17 protein-coding genes and 1 tRNA gene are annotated in these 20300 nt (G+C 56.1%); 7 read left to right on the top strand and 11 right to left on the bottom strand.

Going from position 1 to position 20300, the window contains the following annotated elements; genetic code table 11:
• Positions 1 to 19: 19 nt before the first annotated feature.
• A complete protein-coding gene (locus IEW66_RS01615; protein WP_188679743.1) occupies positions 20 to 1135 on the bottom strand; it encodes a helix-turn-helix domain-containing protein in 1116 nt (371 codons plus the stop codon).
• Between the two features lie 250 nt (positions 1136 to 1385).
• On the opposite strand from IEW66_RS01615, the gene IEW66_RS01610 reads away from it, so the two are divergent.
• From IEW66_RS01610 to IEW66_RS01600, 3 genes are all read left to right on the top strand, one after another.
• Positions 1386 to 2186 (top strand): dienelactone hydrolase family protein, encoded by an 801-nt coding sequence (locus IEW66_RS01610; RefSeq protein WP_188679741.1) that lies wholly within the window; start codon positions 1386 to 1388, stop codon positions 2184 to 2186.
• Positions 2187 to 2327: a hypothetical protein gene (locus tag IEW66_RS01605; RefSeq protein WP_188679739.1), complete on the top strand. Its 141-nt coding sequence runs from the start codon at positions 2187 to 2189 to the stop codon at positions 2325 to 2327.
• A gap of 88 nt (positions 2328 to 2415) precedes the next feature.
• On the top strand, positions 2416 to 3057 hold the full coding sequence (locus IEW66_RS01600) for a helix-turn-helix transcriptional regulator (protein WP_188679738.1): 642 nt from the start codon (positions 2416 to 2418) through the stop codon (positions 3055 to 3057).
• Here IEW66_RS01600 and IEW66_RS01595 read toward each other — a convergent pair.
• Positions 3037 to 4122: an aminotransferase class V-fold PLP-dependent enzyme gene (locus IEW66_RS01595; RefSeq protein WP_188679736.1), complete on the bottom strand. Its 1086-nt coding sequence runs from the start codon at positions 4120 to 4122 to the stop codon at positions 3037 to 3039. The two genes, IEW66_RS01600 and IEW66_RS01595, sit on opposite strands and share 21 nt — an antisense overlap.
• A gap of 89 nt (positions 4123 to 4211) precedes the next feature.
• Here IEW66_RS01595 and IEW66_RS01590 point away from each other — a divergent pair, with 89 nt between their 5' ends.
• Positions 4212 to 5369, top strand: coding sequence for a citrate synthase/methylcitrate synthase (locus tag IEW66_RS01590; protein WP_188679734.1), 1158 nt, complete (start codon positions 4212 to 4214; stop codon positions 5367 to 5369).
• A 156-nt stretch (positions 5370 to 5525) separates the two neighbouring features.
• Positions 5526 to 6953: an MFS transporter gene (locus IEW66_RS01585; protein WP_229657425.1), complete on the top strand. Its 1428-nt coding sequence runs from the start codon at positions 5526 to 5528 to the stop codon at positions 6951 to 6953.
• Here the strand turns inward: IEW66_RS01585 and IEW66_RS01580 are convergent.
• The 7 genes from IEW66_RS01580 to IEW66_RS01550 all read right to left on the bottom strand — a co-directional run bounded on the left by IEW66_RS01580 (position 6935) and on the right by IEW66_RS01550 (position 17239).
• On the bottom strand, positions 6935 to 8719 hold the full coding sequence (locus tag IEW66_RS01580; protein WP_188679732.1) for an APC family permease: 1785 nt from the start codon (positions 8717 to 8719) through the stop codon (positions 6935 to 6937). The two genes, IEW66_RS01585 and IEW66_RS01580, sit on opposite strands and share 19 nt — an antisense overlap.
• 357 nt (positions 8720 to 9076) lie before the next feature.
• Positions 9077 to 11551, bottom strand: a complete 2475-nt coding sequence (locus IEW66_RS01575) for an AAA family ATPase (RefSeq protein ID WP_188679729.1) — start codon at positions 11549 to 11551, stop codon at positions 9077 to 9079.
• Positions 11548 to 12792, bottom strand: coding sequence for a metallophosphoesterase family protein (locus IEW66_RS01570; RefSeq protein WP_188679727.1), 1245 nt, complete (start codon positions 12790 to 12792; stop codon positions 11548 to 11550). Before IEW66_RS01570 ends, IEW66_RS01575 begins: the two co-directional genes overlap by 4 nt.
• Positions 12789 to 14318: an ATP-binding protein gene (locus IEW66_RS01565; RefSeq protein WP_229657424.1), complete on the bottom strand. Its 1530-nt coding sequence runs from the start codon at positions 14316 to 14318 to the stop codon at positions 12789 to 12791. The genes IEW66_RS01570 and IEW66_RS01565 overlap by 4 nt, the downstream gene beginning before the upstream one ends.
• Positions 14308 to 15399, bottom strand: a complete 1092-nt coding sequence (locus IEW66_RS01560; RefSeq protein WP_188679725.1) for a DNA double-strand break repair nuclease NurA — start codon at positions 15397 to 15399, stop codon at positions 14308 to 14310. Before IEW66_RS01560 ends, IEW66_RS01565 begins: the two co-directional genes overlap by 11 nt.
• Positions 15400 to 15433: 34 nt before the next feature.
• Positions 15434 to 16018 carry a uracil-DNA glycosylase gene (locus IEW66_RS01555; RefSeq protein ID WP_229657423.1) on the bottom strand — a complete coding sequence of 195 codons (585 nt, stop codon included), beginning with the start codon at positions 16016 to 16018 and terminating at the stop codon, positions 15434 to 15436.
• A 324-nt stretch (positions 16019 to 16342) separates the two neighbouring features.
• Positions 16343 to 17239, bottom strand: coding sequence for a DMT family transporter (locus IEW66_RS01550; protein ID WP_188679721.1), 897 nt, complete (start codon positions 17237 to 17239; stop codon positions 16343 to 16345).
• A 93-nt stretch (positions 17240 to 17332) separates the two neighbouring features.
• Between IEW66_RS01550 and IEW66_RS01545 the strand changes: the two genes are divergently transcribed.
• Positions 17333 to 18742 carry a DNA-directed DNA polymerase II small subunit gene (locus IEW66_RS01545; protein WP_188679719.1) on the top strand — a complete coding sequence of 470 codons (1410 nt, stop codon included), beginning with the start codon at positions 17333 to 17335 and terminating at the stop codon, positions 18740 to 18742.
• On the opposite strand, the gene IEW66_RS01540 is transcribed toward IEW66_RS01545, so the two are convergent.
• Positions 18739 to 19080, bottom strand: a complete 342-nt coding sequence (locus tag IEW66_RS01540; protein ID WP_188679717.1) for a nitrite reductase — start codon at positions 19078 to 19080, stop codon at positions 18739 to 18741. The genes IEW66_RS01545 and IEW66_RS01540 overlap by 4 nt on opposite strands.
• Before the next feature lie 564 nt (positions 19081 to 19644).
• Between IEW66_RS01540 and IEW66_RS01535 the strand changes: the two genes are divergently transcribed.
• Positions 19645 to 19785, top strand: a tRNA-Trp gene (locus IEW66_RS01535).
• On the opposite strand, the gene IEW66_RS08750 is transcribed toward IEW66_RS01535, so the two are convergent.
• Positions 19767 to 20270: a tyrosine-type recombinase/integrase gene (locus IEW66_RS08750; RefSeq protein WP_188681144.1), complete on the bottom strand. Its 504-nt coding sequence runs from the start codon at positions 20268 to 20270 to the stop codon at positions 19767 to 19769. The genes IEW66_RS01535 and IEW66_RS08750 overlap by 19 nt on opposite strands.
• Positions 20271 to 20300 lie beyond the last annotated feature (30 nt).

Raw genomic sequence — 20300 nt, 5'->3', positions numbered from 1 at the left:
CCGCAGGTGTTGCGTTCCTTCACACCCCGGTACTGCCAGACCTGATAGCGCTGAGGCACCCCTTTATGTTCGCTATTATCTCTGATATTGAATACGGCACGATCTCAACGGGCAGCTCGTCAAGGAAGCTGCCACTGTCGCTGAAGACCCTGATCCTCTCCGCAACCTCTATGTCAGGCCTGGCTGATATTATTCTCCTCACGAGGCCATGGTCAATGACGAAGGAGAAATCGTAGACCGGTGAGTGGAATGTGACCTCATCATAATGCCCGAGGCTAATGACCTCCGTGACCTCCTTGCAGTTCTCGCAGGTGCCTATCTTCCTTGCATATTCAGAGGAACTCATCCCCAGGCTCTTGGCATTGTTGAAGCAGTCCTTGCACAGCACGGGATGAGTGTCGTCGTACACCTCCATGATGTGGGACAGCGTTACCCTGTCCACGCTCTCGTACGCAGTAGCCTGGTATATGGCCTCTTGGAAGAGGCTGGCCACCGACTTCTTGTCAACCCTGAAGAGCTCGAGTATCTTAAGCCAGAACGCGAGCAGGGGCACGGGGTCACTCTTCGCTATCTCCTTCACCCTCACGAGCAGCTCCTGGAGCCTCTGTATGGTCTCCTGCCTCTTCTCCTCCTCCCTCCTCTTCCTGGTGTCCCTGGCCTTCTTCGCGGCGTGGGCTATCTTCCTGGATATCTCCACCGCCTTCGGGTTCTCCTCCATCCACTTCCTAACGGAGGAGAGCCTGACGAGCCTCATTGGTGCAGCCCTAGAGTAGTAGGGGTTCTCCACCTCTATGTGCGGTATCGTCCCTTCGTCGACAAGCCTCCTTAGCATGGACCGGTCGATATCGCAGACGTCGGCGGCCCTGGATATGGTAAGGTACGAATCAGACAGGGCCTCCCTCATCCTCTGCAGTTCCTCCTCAGAGAGGGTCTGCATCTCCCTCTCAAGGAGATCGTTGAAGTTGGGTACCTTCCTGACAAGGCTGGCCTCACTCCTGACCCTGTAGTCCTTTCCCCAGTAGAACTTCATGGCCTTCCTTATGTTCTCGAGGGTCTCCTGGACACCGAGCTTCCTGAACATGGCCATGGTCCTGATGTATATCCATTCCCTGTCAGATATTTCCGGTATTCCCATCCCTCCGGCTCAGGTGGTGAATGTATCCTTTGAATAAATCTGTATCCTTTATCTGGATCCAGTCATAATATTTTCCACGCTGGCATGCTTTACTGGATACCCGGGCTCCTCTGCTCTATGGCTGGAACACAAAGCGGCACCATATCCCGGTTGCACTGCACCTTGTACCATCGGGGACAGGGGAAACATTGCCCGCTTCGATTTTACCGCATGCCTAAGGTATTTATGTGCACACCTGCATCTATAGAGCATGGTAAAGACAACGGAGACAACCTTTAAGGGATCTGACGGGACGCAGGTGGAGCTCTATGTCGCAACTCCTGACAGCGGCAGGGCCCCTGCAGTGATAGTGACGCATGAGATCTGGGGGCTGGAGGACCAGATCAGGGGTGTGGCAAAGAGGTTTGCAGAGAAAGGCTTCGCTGCCTTTGCCCCTAACCTTTACACGAGGCACAAGTCGGTGCTCACGCCCAAGAACATAGAGAACGCAATGTACAAGTTCTTCAGCCTGACACCCGAGGAAAGGCAGAACAGGGCCAAGGTAGAGGAGGTCATGAAGCAGCTGGATGAAACCGGCAGGAAGGTTGTGGAGATAGTCTTCAACGGCCGGCAGCAGCTGGAGAGGCAGATGGTCGATGACCTGAGGGCCCTGGTATCCCATGTGCGGGCCCAGCCGTTTGTTGACCCATCGCACGTGGGTGCCACAGGCTTCTGCATGGGAGGCGGTCTGACATTCCAGCTAGTGACGGAGGAGAAGCTACAGGCAGCCGTGATCTTCTACGGCTCGAACCCGAAACCGATAGAGAACGTGAGGAACATAGAGTGCCCTGTTATGGGGCTGTACGCAGGCGAGGACATGGGAATAAACGCTGGCCTTCCGGAGCTCGTGGACGCCATGGTGAAGTCGAAGAAGCAGTTTGAGATGAAGATATACAAGGGGTGTGTCCACGCTTTCTTCAATGAGACCAGGCCTACTTACAACAAGGAGGCAGCTGAGGACGCCTGGGACAGGACGGTGAAGTTCTTCAGCAGGTACCTGGGGGTGGCATAAGTGGACGACGACTTCGGCAAGGACCTGCTGGCTACCTGCTTCCTGAACTGGGCCAGGACCATAGAGATCGTCGAAGGGAAGGCCAGGGAAGAGGGTGGCAAAGGAGAGCATGGGGGTGGCGGCCCTCCGGGGCGACCTTAACCCCATTCCATCCTGCATGCCGATTCATGGAGGGCACTTCCCGGGGAAAACCGTCAAATTTCAAATATGTGGTCGCCCTGTGTAACCGATGCGTGAGGATCCGGCTGAAAGGGATCTCAGGATAATAGGGGCCCTGAAGAGGTTCGGGGAGATGTCACTGAGCGAGGTGGCCTCACAAGTCTCGATGACAAGGATGGGGGCCCTGAAGCGCCTGGCCTCCCTGGAGGAGAAGGGTATAGTCGGAAGGAGGGAGGTGAGGCAGGGCGTTGGCAGGCCCATGCACATATTCTTCCTTACGGACAGGGCCGAAACGATCCTGCAGGCCTCATACGGGAAGCTCCTCACGGAATTCATTGACTACCTGGAGAGGGATGGGAGGCGTTCCGTGATCACGGACTTCATCAGCGCAAGGTACGAGGTGCAGGCGCAGGCCTACTCCCTGAAATGTTCTGGCCTGGAGGGCGAGGAGCTCATGAAGCGCATCGAGGGGCTCAGGGAGGAAGACGGTTACATGCCGCAGCTGATAAAGGGGGTGGGCTGTTACGAGCTGCTCCAGTTCAACTGCCCCATACTCTTCGTGTCCCGCAGGGTCAGGGAGGCCTGCGGCATGGAGAGGAAGATGCTCAGCTGCGTCACCGGCATGGATGTGCAGGTGAGCCACACAATAGCGGAAAATGGTAAGGTGTGCAGGTTCATTTTCAGGCCACGGTCAGGAGACGACTCTCCTTAGGACCGATAGGGCTGCAAAGGCGTCCTTTTCCTGCACCCAGCCCATGTGGCCGATCCTGAAGTACCTGTCCCTGAGTGCCGGGTGTGGCCCGGTGGCAAACTCTATCCCAAGCTCCATGGACCTCTTCACTATCTCGCCTGCGCCCTCCCTGTCAAGCAGCACCGCGGTGACGGTGTTGCTCCTCAGCCCCTCCTCGGCCAGGACGCGGAGGCCCATCTCCTCCACCCCCTCCCTGATTATGGATGCAACCCTTTCGTGCCTCCTCACCCTCTCCTTCATGCCCTCGTTCCTGATCAGGTCCATTGCCCTGGAGAGCGAGGCAACAGCCCCCACAGGCGGGGTGGCGAAGTAGCCACCTATGCCAGTCTCCATGCCATCCATTATGGGCTTCCAGTTGCGGAGGTCCAGGTAGAAGGGTGCCATGCTCTCCCCGCCGAGCCTCTCCATGGCCCTGCCAGAGCACACCATCAGAGACGTTCCCGGCTGCGCACCCACCGCCTTCTGTGAAGCGGTGAAGAATACGTCCACCTTCCAGTCCTCCGCACTCACAGCCTCGCCCCCAACGCTGGCGACGCCGTCCACAACGATGAGCGATACCCTGTCCCTGACCACCTTCGAGACCTCCTCGATGGGCATCCTCACTCCTGTGCTTGTCTCCACGTGCGTGGTTATGAATACGTCGTAACCGTTCTGCAGCTCCCTGTCTATCTCCTGCACCGAAACTGCCTTCCCGGGCTCGCTCCTCAGGAACTTATACCTGACGGGATACCTTGAGAGTATGCCTTCCCACCTGTCCCCGAACACACCGTTGCTCGCGACAAGCACCCTCTCGCCCTTCCTGAGGAGCGATGTGACGCTCTCCATGGCCCCAGTGCCGCTGTACGGTAGGACAAAGGAGGAGTAGTTCCTGGAGACACCCATAACATACCTGGCACCCTCCAGGGCATTCGCCATCCAGCCCACGAACTCTGGGGACGCGAACCCCACGTCCGGGACCACTGAGGATATCTGTACATCCAGGTTGCCCACTGATGGGCCCACATGCATCAGTGTCCTTCTGGCCATGGGTGATACATACTTTCACCGTTAATAAATGGTGCAGGAAATTTTACCGTATGGATAGAAATAAGTACCATCTTAACGTTATCTGTCGTATGGAGAGCAAGGAGATCACAATCAGCAGGGGACTTGAAGGCATATACATAGCGGAGACAACTCTCTGCAAGATAGACGGCGCCAACGGGCGCCTCTGGTATAGGGGATACCCCATTGAGGTGCTGGCTGAGAACTCGAACTATGAGGAGGTCTCCTACCTCTTACTCTTCGGCAAACTGCCAAACAGGAAGGAGCTCTCCGCTTTCAGGGAGAGGCTTAAGGCGGAGAGGGACGTGCCGCCTGTGGTCTTCGATATAGTGGAGGAGATGTCCGGGAGGGCACACCCCATGGACGTCCTCAGGACATGCATCTCTTCGCTCTCGATATATGACGAGGACCCGGAGGACAAGTCACAGCAGGCAAACATAAGGAGGGCCATCAAGCTCATCGCAAAGACAGCGTCCATAGTGGCCTACATGGGCAGGTACAGGCAGGGCAAGGACTACGTGCCCCCGGACAGCTCCCTCGACCACTCTGCCAACTTCCTCTACATGCTCACGGGTAAGAAGCCGGACGAGATGGCTGCGAAGTTAATCGACCTCATGTTCATACTACACGCCGAGCACGGGAGCAACGCATCGACCTTCTCCACCCTCGTCACCGGCTCCACTCTGGCCGACGTCTACGCTGCCGTCACGGCTGGGGCCGCCACCCTCAAGGGCCCCCTCCATGGGGGAGCAGATGAGGCCGCCCTCAGGATGATGTACTCCATAGGCGACCCTGACAACACCGAGACTTACATTGAGGAGGCCCTGGAGGGGAAGAGGAGGATCATGGGCTTCGGGCACAGGGTTTACAAGGCCTACGACCCGAGGGCAAAGATAGTCAGGAAGTACCTTGAACTCTACCAGGAGAGGAACCCATCTGAGGAGGTCTCAAGGCTGCTGCAGATTGCACTGCGTGCGGAGAAGCTCATGCTGGAGAAGCTCTCCAAGACCAAGGGCATATGGCCCAACATAGACTTCTTTGCAGGGCCGCTCTACAGGGCAATAGACGTGCCTGCAGAGCTCTTCACGCCCATATTCGCGGCAAGCAGGATGGTCGGCTGGTGCGCCCACCTCTTCGAGTACTGGCAGAACAACAGGCTGTTCAGGCCCCTGGACAACTACGTGGGCGAGGTGGATAAGAAGTACGTGCCCATCGACCAGAGGGAGTGACCCTCTGGCCCACACCCCTGGCACAGATATGGGGTGGGTTTGGATGCATGGGCTGCGGTGCCCTGGAGGGACAGCCACCATTGTGGTCTTTACCCTCAGGCGGTATATTTATTTTCAATAAGAAAAAATTAAGCCAAGACACTGCCTGTATGTCCTGTGAGGGAAGCAGAAGGCGTTCACATCCCAAGGAGGAGCACATACACAGTCGTTTCAGCCATGGGCTATTTTTTGGACGGCTATGACCTTAGCGTCATATCCGTGTTCACCTATGTGCTCGTGACTTTCAACATATTTAAGTACACGGAGTTCGAGGAGGCTTTCGTATCAGGTTCCGCCCTGCTAGGCGCGATGGTCGGTGCACTGCTATTCGGCCACTACTCTGACCGGATCGGCAGGAGGTACCTGTACATATTTGACCTGATATTCTTCGCCGTCTTCGCCATCCTGAGCGCACTTGCCACGAACATCGTACAGATGATCGTGTTCAGGTTCTTCGTCGGGTGGGGAGTGGGTGCGGACTACGCGCTCAGCCCAGTCTTCGCATCTGAAATGTACCCCAACGGGGGGAGGGGCAGGGGGTACGGCTGGATATGGGCATTCTGGAGCATTGGGGCAGGGGTCGCCTTCCTCATCGGCTACCTGTTCTACCTCCACAACCCGCTCACCTCCTGGCGCTATGCCCTCGGGATAGGTGCAGTACCCGCTGTTATAGTGATAGCGCTCAGGACGCGCATGCCAGAGTCATCAAGGTGGAAGATAGTGGAGAAGGGAGAGGGTGCAGTTTCGGAGGCGATGGCCCTGTCATCCCAGTCAGGCCTCAGCGAGGAGGACATCAGGGCGCTCCTCAGGGAGAGGGAGCAGGAGAGATCCACATCGCCTGGTTCCATATCGGCGCTCTTCAGGGGTGACTACCTCAAGAGGACACTGGTCATATGGGTACAGTGGATCCTCTATGACATAGCGGGCTACGGCTTCGGCCTCTATTCTCCCCTCATCCTCTCCGACCTCGGGATAAAGCATGCGGCATCCATATGGTTCAGCGCCCTTCTCTACGTGCCGGGCTTCCTGGGTGCACTGGGTGCAGCATACCTCAACGATTCCTTCGGCAGGCGGCCCCTGCAGATGATCGGATTCGGCGGAATGGCACTGGCAATGCTCTTCGTCTCCATAAGTGCCAGGTTCGTGTACCTGCTGCCCGTGGGCATAGTGGGCCTCATAATATGGTATGGCATAGGCAACCTGGGCCCGGGGAACACCATGGGCCTCTATGCCATAGAGATGCTGCCGACCAAGCTCAGGAGCACATCCATGGGTGCGGCAACCTCCATAACGAGGTTCGTATCGTTTCTGAGCGCATTCGAGTTCCCTTACATAACCCACTCCCTGGGCAAGCTGGTCTTCTTCGAGATACTCCTCGTCCTCATGGTGGTCGCACTTGTCTTCACTGTGTTCTTCACGCCAGAGACCAGGGGCCTGTCACTGGAGCAGATAGCCACAAGCAGGTACGTGGTGGGCAGAGGCAGGCCCAGGCTTGTCGGTGGGAAAGAGGGGGATGGAGCGGATGATCACTCCTCCACCAGGTAACCGCTCTCCCTGTAGGCCCTGAGTTCCTGCGGCTCGTAGCCTGTCCTCACGGCTATGAAGTATACTGCCAGGGAGAACAGCGCCACGATGATGTAGTCCCAGGGGTATCCAACCACGCCTGTGCCCAGGGAGCCGTAGTAGGATACCAGTGCCAGGCCTGAGTTATAGATTACGACCCACAGTGATGCCCTCACTGCATCTATGCCGGATGAGGCTGACAGGCGGAGATAGATGTACGCAGCCACCTCCAGGGCTGTATAAAGTGCCCAGAAGTATGTGAACCCGATTGTGCCTGTGAAGTACAGCGCTCCCACTGCGGCCAGGGCTGCCCAGTAGGTGGTACCGAAGGTCACTGCGGGATAGAGCCCTATGCCGAGCGCCCTCCTCCCGTACGCGCTGAACAGAAGCAGCGGCAGGCCGGCACTCACAACCACCAGGAGGACAGATATGGTGCTCCAGCCTGACCAGTAGACGAGGAGCGAGGCCACTATGAAGCCAATGGGTGAGAGGACTGCGGAGAGGGGAGTTGAGAATGGCCTCTCATAGTCCCCCATCGTCCTGCGGAGCACCGTGTTGCTGATGCCGGCTGCCAGGTATGCGTAAACTGTGAAAGAGGCGTCGATGCTCACCAGGGCGTACCAGCTGGGGAAGGGCAGGAGGAAGAATATGCCTATGACGAAGGTGAGGAGTATGGAAATCCAAGGCGTCTGGAACCTTGGGTGGAGCCTCCCGAAGATCTCCGGGAAGTAGGATAGCCTGGACATGCCGAAGAAGCTCCTTCCGGAGGTCCCTGAGTATGCCCCCAGCGTGGACGCCGAAGACACCACGGATGCGATGAGAAGCACTATGGAAAAGCCAACGAGGAGTGGGATGCCTGTGCTCCTGAACTCATAGTAGAATGGGTTGGCATCCCATGGAGAGGTGCCCAGTGCAGACCAGTCACCGGGCTTCACGCCCGCGGCGCTCCACGATATCCCCCCTGTGAAGGCCAGCTGGAGTAGTATGTAAACGGCCATCGCGGCGGTTATTGCCCCCAGCATTCCTATGGGCACAGACCTCTTCGGATTCCTGGTCTCACCTGCGTAATCGAGGCCCTGCCTGAAGCCCTCGTAGGAGAAGACGACGCCCGAGGGTACGAGTGCAGCGAAGAGCGAGGAGCCGCCGTACGGCAGGAAACCTCCCCTGTACTGGAAGAAATTGGATGCGTGGAAGATCAGGGAGAGTGCAAAGATGATCGTTAGGATTATTGCAGCTATCTTGAACCAGGTCATGCCTGCGTTCGCCTTCCCGAACACATTGACGCCCACATACTGTATGAAGGTGAATGTCCCGAGGATTGCAACGGCCACAAGCACCCCGAGGGGCGTAAGCAGCGAAACCTTGGAATTATAGAGGCCAGGCACGAATGAGGATATGAAGCCCGTCAGCGCTGCCGCCTCAACGGGCGGTGTGGCTATGGCACCTATCAGGTAAGCCCAGCCCAGGAAGAAGTTGCTTATGGGGCCGTGGGAGTAGTGGTTGAACCTGACGAGAGAGCCGCTGAACGGGAACATGGTGCCCAGTTCGCTGAATATGATGGCCAGCACCATGAAGAATACGCCGCCTATTACCCAGGTCACTATGATCCCGGGGCCTGCGTATTCATTGCCGGCCAGGACACCGAGGAGCCACCCTGAACCGACCATGCCGGTGAAACTGATCAGGAATATATCGAGCGAGGACAGACTCTTTCTTAGCCTCACTGTCTCCACGGTCTGTTCAGACATCCCAATCTCATTGACATGAAGTTATATAATTTTCTTGACAACATTAATAGTGAGGTGAAAAACGTTTCAATGAATGTGTTTCAGCAGGATGGATCTATGAAAAATATTTTACACAAATGAAGGGGGATCCGTTTATCCGGTCACTTGCAAGGCCAGGCGCCTTAAGGCGATGGGGATTTCCCGTGGCGATCAATTCATACCTGCTTACGGCTGCAGTTCACTTGCACCAGGGAGTGTCATGAAAAAAGTTCATGTTGCCTGTGAGCACCCTACGGCCCTCCATTGCGAATAATCGAGTGTTTTCTGCAGAAATGATAAAGTCGTTGGCATACTTTCACGCCCTTCAGCACACAGGCCCTAAACTATGACCCTTGAAACGTCCCCCTCCTTCATGACCCTCACTATGTGGTCCGCAAAGCTCTCGAGCTCGTTCTCGTGGGATACGATTATGATCTGCGGTATGTTCATCTGCATCAGTATGTCCCTCATCCTGTAGAGCTGCTGGATGCTGAAGCCGTCAGTTGGCTCATCCAAGATGAGTGTGTCAGGCTTCCTTGTGGTGGAGGTGCTCCTCACAAGCGTGTTCAGGGCTAGCCTGTAGGAGAGCGCAACGCTCGTCTTCTCCCCACCGCTCAGGTAGTTCACGTCCATCTCGAAGCCGTCCTGCTCCACTATGGGCGTGAAGCTCTCGTCCACCCTGATGTCCTTGGAGTGGTCATCTACGAGCGTGCTGAACCACCTCCTCAGGTGGTGGTTGAACTCCTGGTTCAGGGCGTACATTACCTGCTTCTCTATGCTCTCCACTGCAGGTATGAAGAACCCCTCGATCCATGTGACTATGGAGCCTATCTTCCTGGCCCTGTCCCTGTGCGCCACCCTCTCATCTAGTTCACTTTGCGCCCTCTGTATCTCCCTATCCAGGCTGGCCATCTCAGTCTCTTTTGAACTAATGGTCCCAGTCAACTCTCTTATGGCACCAACGGTCGAGCGTTCCCTGTCCCTGAGGTCCTGTAATTCCTTCTCCCTCCGCACTCTCTCCAACCTCAGGTTCTCAAGTGGCTGGAGATCGGCCGCATACCTCTCGATCTCCTCTCTCTTAGCCTTTATCTGCTCATCCATCCGCCTGACCTCAACCTCCAGGCTCTCCAGCCTTGCAGAGATCTCCCTGACCTCACTCATGGCCCTCTGGTAATTCATGGCTGCCCTGACCTTACCCTCAGCGTCTCTGAGATTATCCTCCAGCGACCTCTTCTCCTCTCCCCTCTTCTCTATTTCACTGCGGAGCCTTTCGAGCTCCCCGCTGTACTTCTCCAGTTCATCCCTGATCTCCCCTATCTCCCTGCTCACCTCCTTCTCCTGTTCCCGGTATACCTCCAGTTGCTCCTCAAGGTGCCTGCGCTCCCCCAGTTTCATGCGCATTTCCCTGATGCTATCTAGCCTCCTGCTTATCTCATCCTTCTCTGCTCTCAGTGCGTCCCTCTTCTCCTCTGCCTTTTTCAGCTCATCCTGGTGCCTCACCCTCTCACTCTCGTACTCACCTCTGCTCACGGGCCGCCTGCAGGTGGGGCACACTCCGGTCTCCTCAAGCCTCCTGAAGTTCTCGATCTGGTTACTCAGGGTGCCGATCTCAAGAGTGGCCCTGTCAATATCCCTCTCTATCTCACGGAGCCGTGAATTCAGTTCACTTTCATCACCCTCTATCTCCACGGCACCCAGGCCTTCCAGCCGCCCCTGAATTTCGCTCCTTGTGCTCCTGATCCTGCTGAGCCTCTCCTCGTCCTTCCTAAGTGCATCCTGCTTTCCTTTTATCCTGGCCTCAACGGCCCTCCTCTCGCCATCCAGGGATGCAATCTCTTCTGTAACCGCCTTGAGTCTCCTGTTTATCTCATCCTCCCGGGCCCTGGCCTCTTCCAGGCCGATCCCGGGATCCTCAGCAACAACCTCCCCCTTCTTCCTTTCAAGCCTCCTAATCTCTTCGGCAGCCTTCCTCCTATCGTCCTCGAGTTTCCTCAGTTCGGCCTCAATCCTCTTCTTTGAATCGCCCAGCTGCTCGAGTTTCGAGATCCTGTCGCTGACCTCCCTGAGGGCACTATCTGCCATGGTTTCATCCTCCATGATAGCCCTGAGTCTTTCATTGAGCGCCTCCATCTCGGACCTCACCTTCTGGAGAGACCTCTCGAGCTCACCCTTTCTTTCCTTAAGGTCCCCTATCTCCCTCTGTCTCTCCTCCAGGCCTTTGGAGAGCGTTTCTTCAGCCTGCCTCTCTAAGTCCAGGGCCCTCTTAACGTATTCTGCGTTGTCCCTGGCTATCTTGTAGTCCTCTATGTGGAAGGCCCTCCTCAGGGTCTGCAGCCTCTCGTCCTGCCGCAGGCTCAGTATGTTCTTCATCTCCTCCTGTGGGGTGAAGACTGCGTACCTGAATATCAGGCTCCTGCTCCTGCTGCTCTGTGGCTCGTTGAAGCCAAGTATCTCTATGACCTTGGAGCGCAGCTCCGTCGCTGACAGGACCTGCTTGCGGCCGTCAGCGACTATGTAACTGTTGCCTGTCTGCTGGACACCACCTCTTTTGGACCTTTCAAGTTCCCTGTGCACCTCGTACTCCTTCCCGTCCACGCTGAACCTCAGCGTAACGCTCCCCCTGTCCTCCCCCACACGCAGAAGGGAATCCCCCCTGGTGTCGCCCAGTCCGAACAGTGCAAACTCCACTGCCATCAGGATTGTGGACTTTCCAGAACCTATGTCACCCTCAAAGAGTATGTTCCCTTCGGGGAAGTCTATTCTCTCTTCCACATAGCTCCTTATGTTCTTCATCTCAAGGGAGAGGATCTTCACTGCTCCACCCCCAGTATTCGCTTCGCCTGGCTCAACATGCCCTTCTCGTATGTGGACTTCTGCTCGCCCGGTTTTATGTCCACCCTCAGCACCCTCAGGAGTTCAAGGGCAAGGCCGAGCCCCCTCTCCCCCGTGAGCTCCGGGGATGAAATTTTCAGTGTGTCTATGTTTTCCCTGAAGGTGTTCACCTCTATCTCCTCGTTGCTTGTGCCCTGCACCCTTATGTCAGCGAACTCCCTGCTCTCCAGGCCGTGCCTGTTTATCTGCACGCCTATGGCACCGGCCCCCTCCACCTGGCCCCTTATCCTTGCGGTATCTATGTCTGAGGTCTTTCCGGAGGAGAGAGTGCCGTGGATCTTCACTATCACGTAGTATCCCTTCATGTCCAGGCCGGACAGTTCACTGTCGATCTTCCTGTTGGCCGCCTCCGAGCTCATGGAATCCACGTCGATGTCAGCGAACTTCATGGGGAGGAGCCCGGTCTCCACGAAGCGTGTCTCCGGCCTGCTCCCTATGCTCACCTCGAAGAAGCCCCTCCTGTCGCCCCTGGCAGCCCTCTCCAGGTCTTCACCGTAGCCCAGCGAAAGGGGCCCGGGGAACACGAACCTCCCGTACCCGGGGAAGTCATTCTCGTACCTCACGTGTATGTGCCCTCCAGCGTAATACCACAGGTTCTTCGGGAACAGGGAGAGCGGCACGCTCTCCATGCCGCTCAGGTACTGGGGGAGCATCTCCGTGACGCCGGAGTGGAAAGCGAACACAACCGGCCCGTCCTGTGACTCCAGGTATTCCCTGTCCAGGATCTCGAAGTAGTTCCTCTCAAGTGCATTCTTCCTTGCAGACACCCCAGTTATCAGGAGGCCGTCCCTGTCCCTGACGATGGAGGGCCTGAACATCCCCTGGTACTTCTCCGGCCTCCCCACCCTCCTGAGGACGCCAGCAGCCTCCAGCACCTCTATGAGTGCAGCGTCCGTCGGGGAATAGTCATGGGAGCCGTAGATCGCGTATATCATCTTGCCCGTCTCCCTGAACCTCATGAACTGCTGCGTCGCAAACGTCGCTGTCTCCATATCTGGGACGGGCACATGGAAAATGTCCCCGCTCAGCAGTATGAAGTCGTAGTCCCTCTCGATCGCAGTGTCGATCAGCCGCCTCAGCGATTCCCTCTCCTGCTCCCTGAGCACGCGGTCCTTCATGGCGCCCAGGTGCAGGTCAGCTGCATGCGCGAATAACCCGCTCATTCCACCACCAGCTCCGCGTCTTTCTTAACATTCCTGGCGGAGGATATGAACTTCTCGAACTCTGGCGTGTAAACTGGCACGGCGAACCTGGTGAATATGCTGCTCACTATGGCCTCCCCCTTGTCCAGGCTGGCTATGTTCCTCTCCTCAGTGGAGAGGTCCTGGGCTGCACTCTGGATTATGGCGCTCCTCTCCAATGCCATCTCGTTGCCCAGGATTATCTTGGTGTTCATGTTGGTCAGCACCGTCCTGGGTATCACACTGGTCAGCTGCGTGATGGCCAGGAGGCCAACCTTGAACTTCCTGCCCTCCCTCGCTATGGTCGAGTATATGTTATCGCCCTCCACTATCTTGTCCTCGGCCAGCACCCTGGGCGCCTCCTCGATCACGATGCTCACAGGCGGCAGGTGCCTGAAGTCGTCAGAGCCCTTGGCATCCCTGTACCTTGAAAACACCTTGTTCGCTATCATGCTACCCACAAGAAGCTCACCTTCGTCCGTGAGCCTGGAGGTATCCACTATCACGACCTTTCCGGAGACAAGGTCAGAGACGATCTGGTCGAGCGTGGACGCCCCTGATGACACGGAGAAGGTGTCGTTGTTGGTCTTGAACTGGTTGTCCTCATAGTAGACGCCCAGTGCAACCCTGAACTTCCTCTGCAGCACTGATATGGACCTTTCAGGGACCTTCTCCTCCACCACACCCTTTATTATGTTCTCCACCCAGTGGTTGCCGAGCTTCCTCCTGTATATCGCTATGGCCTCCCTCTGCGGGTCTGTGAGGTCTATGATGCCCTCCAGGTGCTCCGGCTCTATGCTCGATATGTTTATTACGAGGCTGTTCTGCCCTGGTGGCGGCTTGGGTGAGTAGTACCTAACGAACCTCTTCGCCTCCGGGTGGTCCTTCAGGCCGGGTCCAGAACGGCCGTAGTACTCATCATGCGGGTCGAGGACTAGCACCCCGAACTTCCCCGTGCCTATTATGCTCCACAGCATGACCTTCACGAGGTTGCTCTTACCGCGCCCTGTTGTTGCTGCCACCAGCACGTGGTGTGTGAACATCTCCTCGCCGGGTATGTGCACCTTTATGTCCAGGACCTTCGAGCCGCTCCTCACGTTGCCTATGAAGACCTTGCCCCTGGGATCTGTCTCCAGGAAGCGTAGATCTTCGTTTGTTACGTGCCTCACTGTGGAGAAGAAGGGCGGGAGTCTCTTGGGAGTCCTCACGGTGTTGCCTGTCACGTTCGCTATGGGCCTGGCCATGACGACCCTGTAGTTCCTGAGGGCCTCGTCAAGGAAGTTTACCCTCTCCCCCCTGCCCTCGAGGATAAGGCCAGCGGCCAGTTCCCTGGTGAGCTCAGGTATCTGGCTCCCGTACCTTATGTCGAAGACCTGCAGTATGGTGAACGATTCCTTGGTCCCTGTGACCAGGAGGTCGCCGAGCTCTATGTTCGAATCGCTCTTCTCCCTGATGAGCACCTCGCCCATGGTACCGCCGATGATCTGCCCGGCCACCTCAGAGGCCACTGTCGCCACCCCCCACAAAGGTGTTCAGGACATCATGGTAATCGACGCTCTCCACTATGTCCTGGAGCATGTCGCCGAGGCCAGCATCGAAGGCAGAAGATACTGCCAGGGCCCTCAGCATGCTCGCTTCATCGCCGGTCACCCTGGCCATCGTGTCGGCATGGACAAGGCAGTACGGGTATCCTGGCGAGACCGGGTCAAGTGAGGTGGATAGGAGTGCGCTCATGACCTCTCCTGTCCTCTTTTCCCTCTCCAGTTCCAGCGCCTGCTCAAGGTTCATCTCGAACCTGAATATGCGGCCCATGGGGTGCATCCTAACAGCGTGCATCCTCACCTTGTGGTCCTTGAAGTAGATGTCGGCCAGAGGCATGAACCACGGGGGCCTGACCAGGGACTGCCGCTCCGCAGTGCTCACAGCATGGTAGAGGGGCACTCCCGTGTCGGTCACCATGTTCGAGGTCTTCGCCAGTGCGCTCAGGAAGACGCCCCTGGAACGGCACCTGGAAACAAGGTTGGACAGGTAGGCGCTCTCGTTGGTGAATGTGCTCTGCAGGGTGCCGTCTAGAAGCAGCACGGACCCATCACTGAGCCTGGAAGAGATGAAGGAGGCCATCGACCTCTCGGAAAACCTCCTCGCCACAGAGGAGAGAAGGGACATGTCCATCCTCCCGGAGGGGCCCAGCAGGGACGGGTCACCTGCCCTGAAGACCAGGTCTTCTTCCCTTGGCAAGGCATGGGCCCCGCTGAGTGGCATGAGGGCGGTTTTCACCTCTCCGCTCCCCACAGTAGTCACAGATACGAACTCCTCAGTGTACTCTTCTACGAAAGAAGCGGATCTGGAATCCCATATGCCGCCGTAGACCCTGTTGAACTGCACGGTGCACCCTGGCCCTTCAACAATGCCCTGGTTACCGCCATCGACAACCCCTATGAGGCCACTCCACTCCCCCTCTATGGGCATTATGTTCCTGGGCGATATCTCATATGAACTGCTGTTGCCCTTCACCTGCAGCCTCCCTGGCTCCCTGGCCCTGTATACCTTCCCCAGGTATTCTATGGCCTCCCTGATGCCGTCTTGCATAGATGGATTAAATACCATACATATTTGTTTGTTTCTAACCCAGGGACTGGCAGTACCTGGAAATGGCAAACTCGATTCCTTCCCGGTTCAGGTCCCTGAGGAGGGAGGACACCACATCGAATGTGGAACGGAACTTCGGGAAAAGCTGCGGGTTCCTCAGCACCGATGCAGGGTGGTACTGTGGCACAACGAAGAATTCAGAGATCCAGTAAACCCTACCGATGTTCCTCTGTTCGTATTCAACCGTGGTGGACGTTATGATGCTGATGGCCTTTGTTGAGCCGCTGCCCATGGGCACAACCACAGACGGCCTGATCAAGTGGAGCTCTGATCTCAGGTGCTTCACACATGCCTCTATTTCACTTATCCTCGGTGACCTTCCTACCTTGGGCTTGCACTTTATTGCTGTGGTGAAATATATGTTCAGCACGTCTATGCCGGAGCCCTCCATGGTCTTAAGCAGCAGGATAGCGTTCCTGCCCAGCAGTGGCTTGCCCTCCTCGTCCTCGTGAGAACCGGGTGCGTCGGAGAGGAGCATGACCCTGGCCCTCTGGGTGCCTATGCCGCATACAGGGTTCTTCCGATTCCTGTAGAGATCACAGCTTGTGCAGCTCTGCACTGCCCGGCAGATATTATCGAGATCTTCCAGCAAGCAAGTTAAACATGGCATCACCCTTATTTATCTTTAACTTAACTGTCCCTTGAAGTAACGGAATGCAGGCCATGGGCAGCCTACGAGACCATGAACTGTAATCGCACAGTCCACTCCGAAAGCGAATGATGTATCTCCCACTAATCCTCAGGCGTCAAAAGTGCCTGGATGTGGTTTCGACCTGCCACCCTGCAGCTGGTCACTGGAGAGAGCGGGATCCAAAGAGAGGAGTCATGGCTGGGTCCAGATCATGCAATGGGGCCCGGTTGCCGGGCGGGGCACATGCAGGCATCACTTCGTGGCGCCCGCAGCGGTACCCCTAACCCTGGCCCCCGACCCCCTGGAGGTCAGGAATATGCCGATCCCAATGAGGACGAAGCCAGCAGCTGAAATGGCTGATATTGTCTCATGGAGTATAGCGTAACCGAAGACTATGGAAAGGGCTGGAACAAGGAAGAAGTACGAGGAAATGGCCGATACGGAATACTTCCTGTAGAGCCTCAGGTAGATCAGGTACGCCACGAATGTCCCAAGGGAGCCCATGTAGACAGTTATGCCTATGAACTGCCACCCGAACCCGCCCAGGCTGAACGGACCAGTGAATGCTGCCACAACCGCTGTGACGGGTAGTGCGTAAACGAACTGCATCGTGTTGACCGCGATTGGATCATACTTCGAGAGGTACTTCCTGTAGTAAACAGTACCAAACGCCCAGCTCAGGGCGCCTATGATCAGGAAGTAGAGGCCAGCAGAGGCGTGCACTACAAGGTGGTCAACAAATATCAGGACCACTCCAGCCAGTCCAAGCGCTGCTCCCAGCCCCCTTGTGCCGGAGACCCTCTCGCCCAGTACCGGTATCGCAAGCAGGGTTGCCAGTATGGGATAGGTGTATATTATTATCGATGAGAGCGAGGAGGTCTCAGTGGCCTCCCCAGCGAACCAGAACTCCATGAACAGGACTATGTTCAGCATTCCCAGCACAGCGACCTTTGCCTGCCCCCTCCAGCCATCCGGTATCCTGATCTTGCTGTGCATGATGGCGAGCGAGAACACCGCAGCGAAGAGGACCCTGAAGACCAGGAGGTAGTATGGGTCCTCATAGAGGAGTGCTATCTTGACGAGCGGGTAGTTCAGGGCCCAGAACGAGGACATCACGAGGAACCCTATGACATCCTCTGTCCTTGACATAGAGTGGCGATGCATGGGTGGGTTATATCTTTTCCATACGTCGGCAACAGCTGGTGCGAGGGATATAATACCAAGAGGGAATGACAGTACGGTATGGAGAGCCTCTTCGAGGACAGGGCCGGGATCCTGAAGTTCTTCAACAGCCATGGCATCTTAGTCTCACCAGGGGCGCTCAACCTGATACTGCAGAGAAGCATGGGGCAGATGATCCCTCACCTTCTGACAGACGAGGTCCAGTCATCCGGCTACATAGATGAGAAGACGGTGCTGAGGCTAATCAGGGGTGAGGAAAAGGTACCCCATGTGGAGTACGAGGTGAGCCTTCCGGATATCAGGGTCAACAGTTCCGTGGAGGACTTCAGGAAGATGTTTGTGAGCAGGTACGAGAAGCTCAAGAAGATCATAGTCACGTCATCCACGATGCGGGGCTCGGTGGACATAAAGACTGCAAAGAGGAGCCAGGGCGAGGTGAAGGTCGTAGGCATGGTGCAGTCCGTCGAGGTGACCAGGAACGGGCACAAGAAGGTGACAATAGAGGATCTTGAGGACACAATACAGGTCATACTCATGAAGGACAGGGGCCTGGCCGGGGAGCTCATTCTGAACGACGAGGTCATTGGGGTGATAGGCAGCGTGGGCAGGAACAGCAGCACTCCTGTGATATTCGCAAACGAGGTGGTGAGGCCAGACATACCGATGAGGGTCATGGACGACACAGGGAAGCCGCCAGTCTACGTTGCGTCGGTATCGGATATCCACGTGGGGAGCAAGACCTTCAGGCGCGATGACTTCAGGAGTATGGTGAAATGGATATCCTCTTCCAGGGAAGAGGCCGAATCACTGAGGTACCTGATAATGAGCGGCGATGTGGTTGACGGCATAGGCGTCTATCCGGGGCAGGAGAACGACCTGGAATTACTGAACCCCCTGGAGCAGTACGAGGCGCTGGCTGAACTGGTATCGGAAATTCCAGAGGATATCACTATATTCCTCATGCCAGGCAACCACGACAGTGTGAGGCTTGCGGAGCCCCAGCCTGTGTTCTCACACAGGATCAGGGAGCTCTTCCCCAGGAACGTGGTCATGCTTCCAAACCCATACAACCTTAGACTGGAGGGCAAAAACGTGCTCATATACCACGGCATGTCGCTGAACGATATGGTGGAGCTCATCCCTGGCGTGAACTTCCAGACTATAGGCAAGGCCATAGAGGAGATACTGAAGAGGAGGCATCTTGTGCCCAGCTACGGCGGAAAGACCCCGCTTATACCGTCTGAAAACGACTACCACGTCATCGAGGAGGTCCCGGACATATTCATAACGGGCCACATACACTCACACTACCTGGGTAACTACAGGGGCGTCCGTTACGTGAACTCCTCCACCTGGCAGTCCCAGACGGAGTACCAGAAGATGATGAACTTCTCCCCGAACCCATCAATACTGACGCTCTTCGATCTAAATTCGAGTTCCACTTTGGTCAAGAGGTTCTCAAAGGACTAGAAGGTCCTCCTGACGATCTCCTCTATCTCCTTCTGGAAGCTGTTTATGAACTCCGAGAGCATTTCGTCCCTGACCTGCTTCGGTGTCGAGAGGATGCCCAGCTTTGCTGTCACCTTTGCCATCTTTGCTATCCCCTCGTACTCCTTCGCCTTGCCCTCCAGGTAGGTCTTCAGGGCATCCGTCATCTCGTCCCTCAGCTTGGGGTCCTCTGACAGCTTGCGCCTGAACACCTCCTTCACGAAGTCCTTGATGAGGTCCCGGACAGCATCTGTGAACATGGATTCGTCGGGCATCGTCTTTGTGAGGTCCCTCAGGTATGAGAGTATGTCATCTTCCATGTCCTGAAGAGTGCTACGGCGTAATTAAATGTTGAGTGCCCTGCCAGGGCAGATTATTCGGAACACCCTCTCGCGCCGCCTCCCACCGGTACCTATGGGACACGATCACCAACCGGTGGGCCCACGGCCCAGGCAGCCTGAAGTTCACATTTAGGGGAACCGCCAGTATGCCTGGGGCACTGGCTGCCACTGGGGCCAGGTGATGTGAAAGGGGTGGTGCGCTTCAGGCCCCGTCTCCCTCCATTGTTAGGAGAAGGGATATGGGGCGCAGGTCAAGCCAAGATCACATTGGCTAGCTGAACGCGGTTGCCCATGGGTCCCCACGGGCGCATGGTGGTGACTGGCACTGTCCACCCTTTACCGGCTGGCATAGTTAAGTCTTTTATAAGTGCTCACTATTTAGGGTAACGAAGGCCACCTGGCGAATGCAAAAGGGCATCTGTCAGAGGTGAATGCTTGAAGAGAAGCTCGAGGGACTGGAAGAAACGCGGAAAAATGCGATGGAAGTGGAGAAAGAAGAGGATCAGGAGACTCAAGAGGGCCAGGAGGGCCAACAGGACGTAAGGGAGCATGGGGTAATCAGGCATCCTAACGGGCTCCAGTCAGGTTGTGATTAACTATGGGTCACCTGATTGAATGATGAGTGACTGGAACTATGAACCGGGAAGAGACCCGTAGATCTGGGTTCAAATCCCAGTGCTCCCATCTGTTTTGTGCTGCTCCCATGTTTTTTGATAGTCATGCATCAAATCCCCGCCCCCGCGAAAAAGTTTCTCGACTGCGGATTTTCCCTTCTCCACAGCTTCCTTGGTCGTCAAATGTTCATATATTGTTGTGGTCTCTATGCGGGCATGCCTCACCAGGATTTGTACCAAGCGGATATCGCCCGTAATCCTGTATAATTCAGAAGCATAGTAATGCCTGAAGAGGTGTGTATGCAGTCCCTTTATGCCCACCCTTGCTCCCAAGCGTGAAATGAATGATCTCAAATATGAGTATCCCATCCTCCCCTTTTCGGTGGTGAACAGTGCCCTGGGATCCGAAGGCATCCTAAACCTCGAAATATATTCCACGAGGTCCTTTTCCAGGTCGGTGGGAACAGGAACAAGCCTATCCCTTTCCATTTTCTCTGACCTCACATACAGATATCCCCCCTGAGATCCTCCACATTCAGCCTTGCGAGCTCCCATATCCTCATGCCGGTATACGCGAGAGTTTCA

The organism is Thermogymnomonas acidicola, assembly GCF_014646795.1.
Classification (GTDB): domain Archaea; phylum Thermoplasmatota; class Thermoplasmata; order Thermoplasmatales; family Thermoplasmataceae; genus Thermogymnomonas; species Thermogymnomonas acidicola.
Note: the sequence above shows the minus strand (reverse complement) of the source record. Positions and strands in the feature narration are given on the sequence as shown.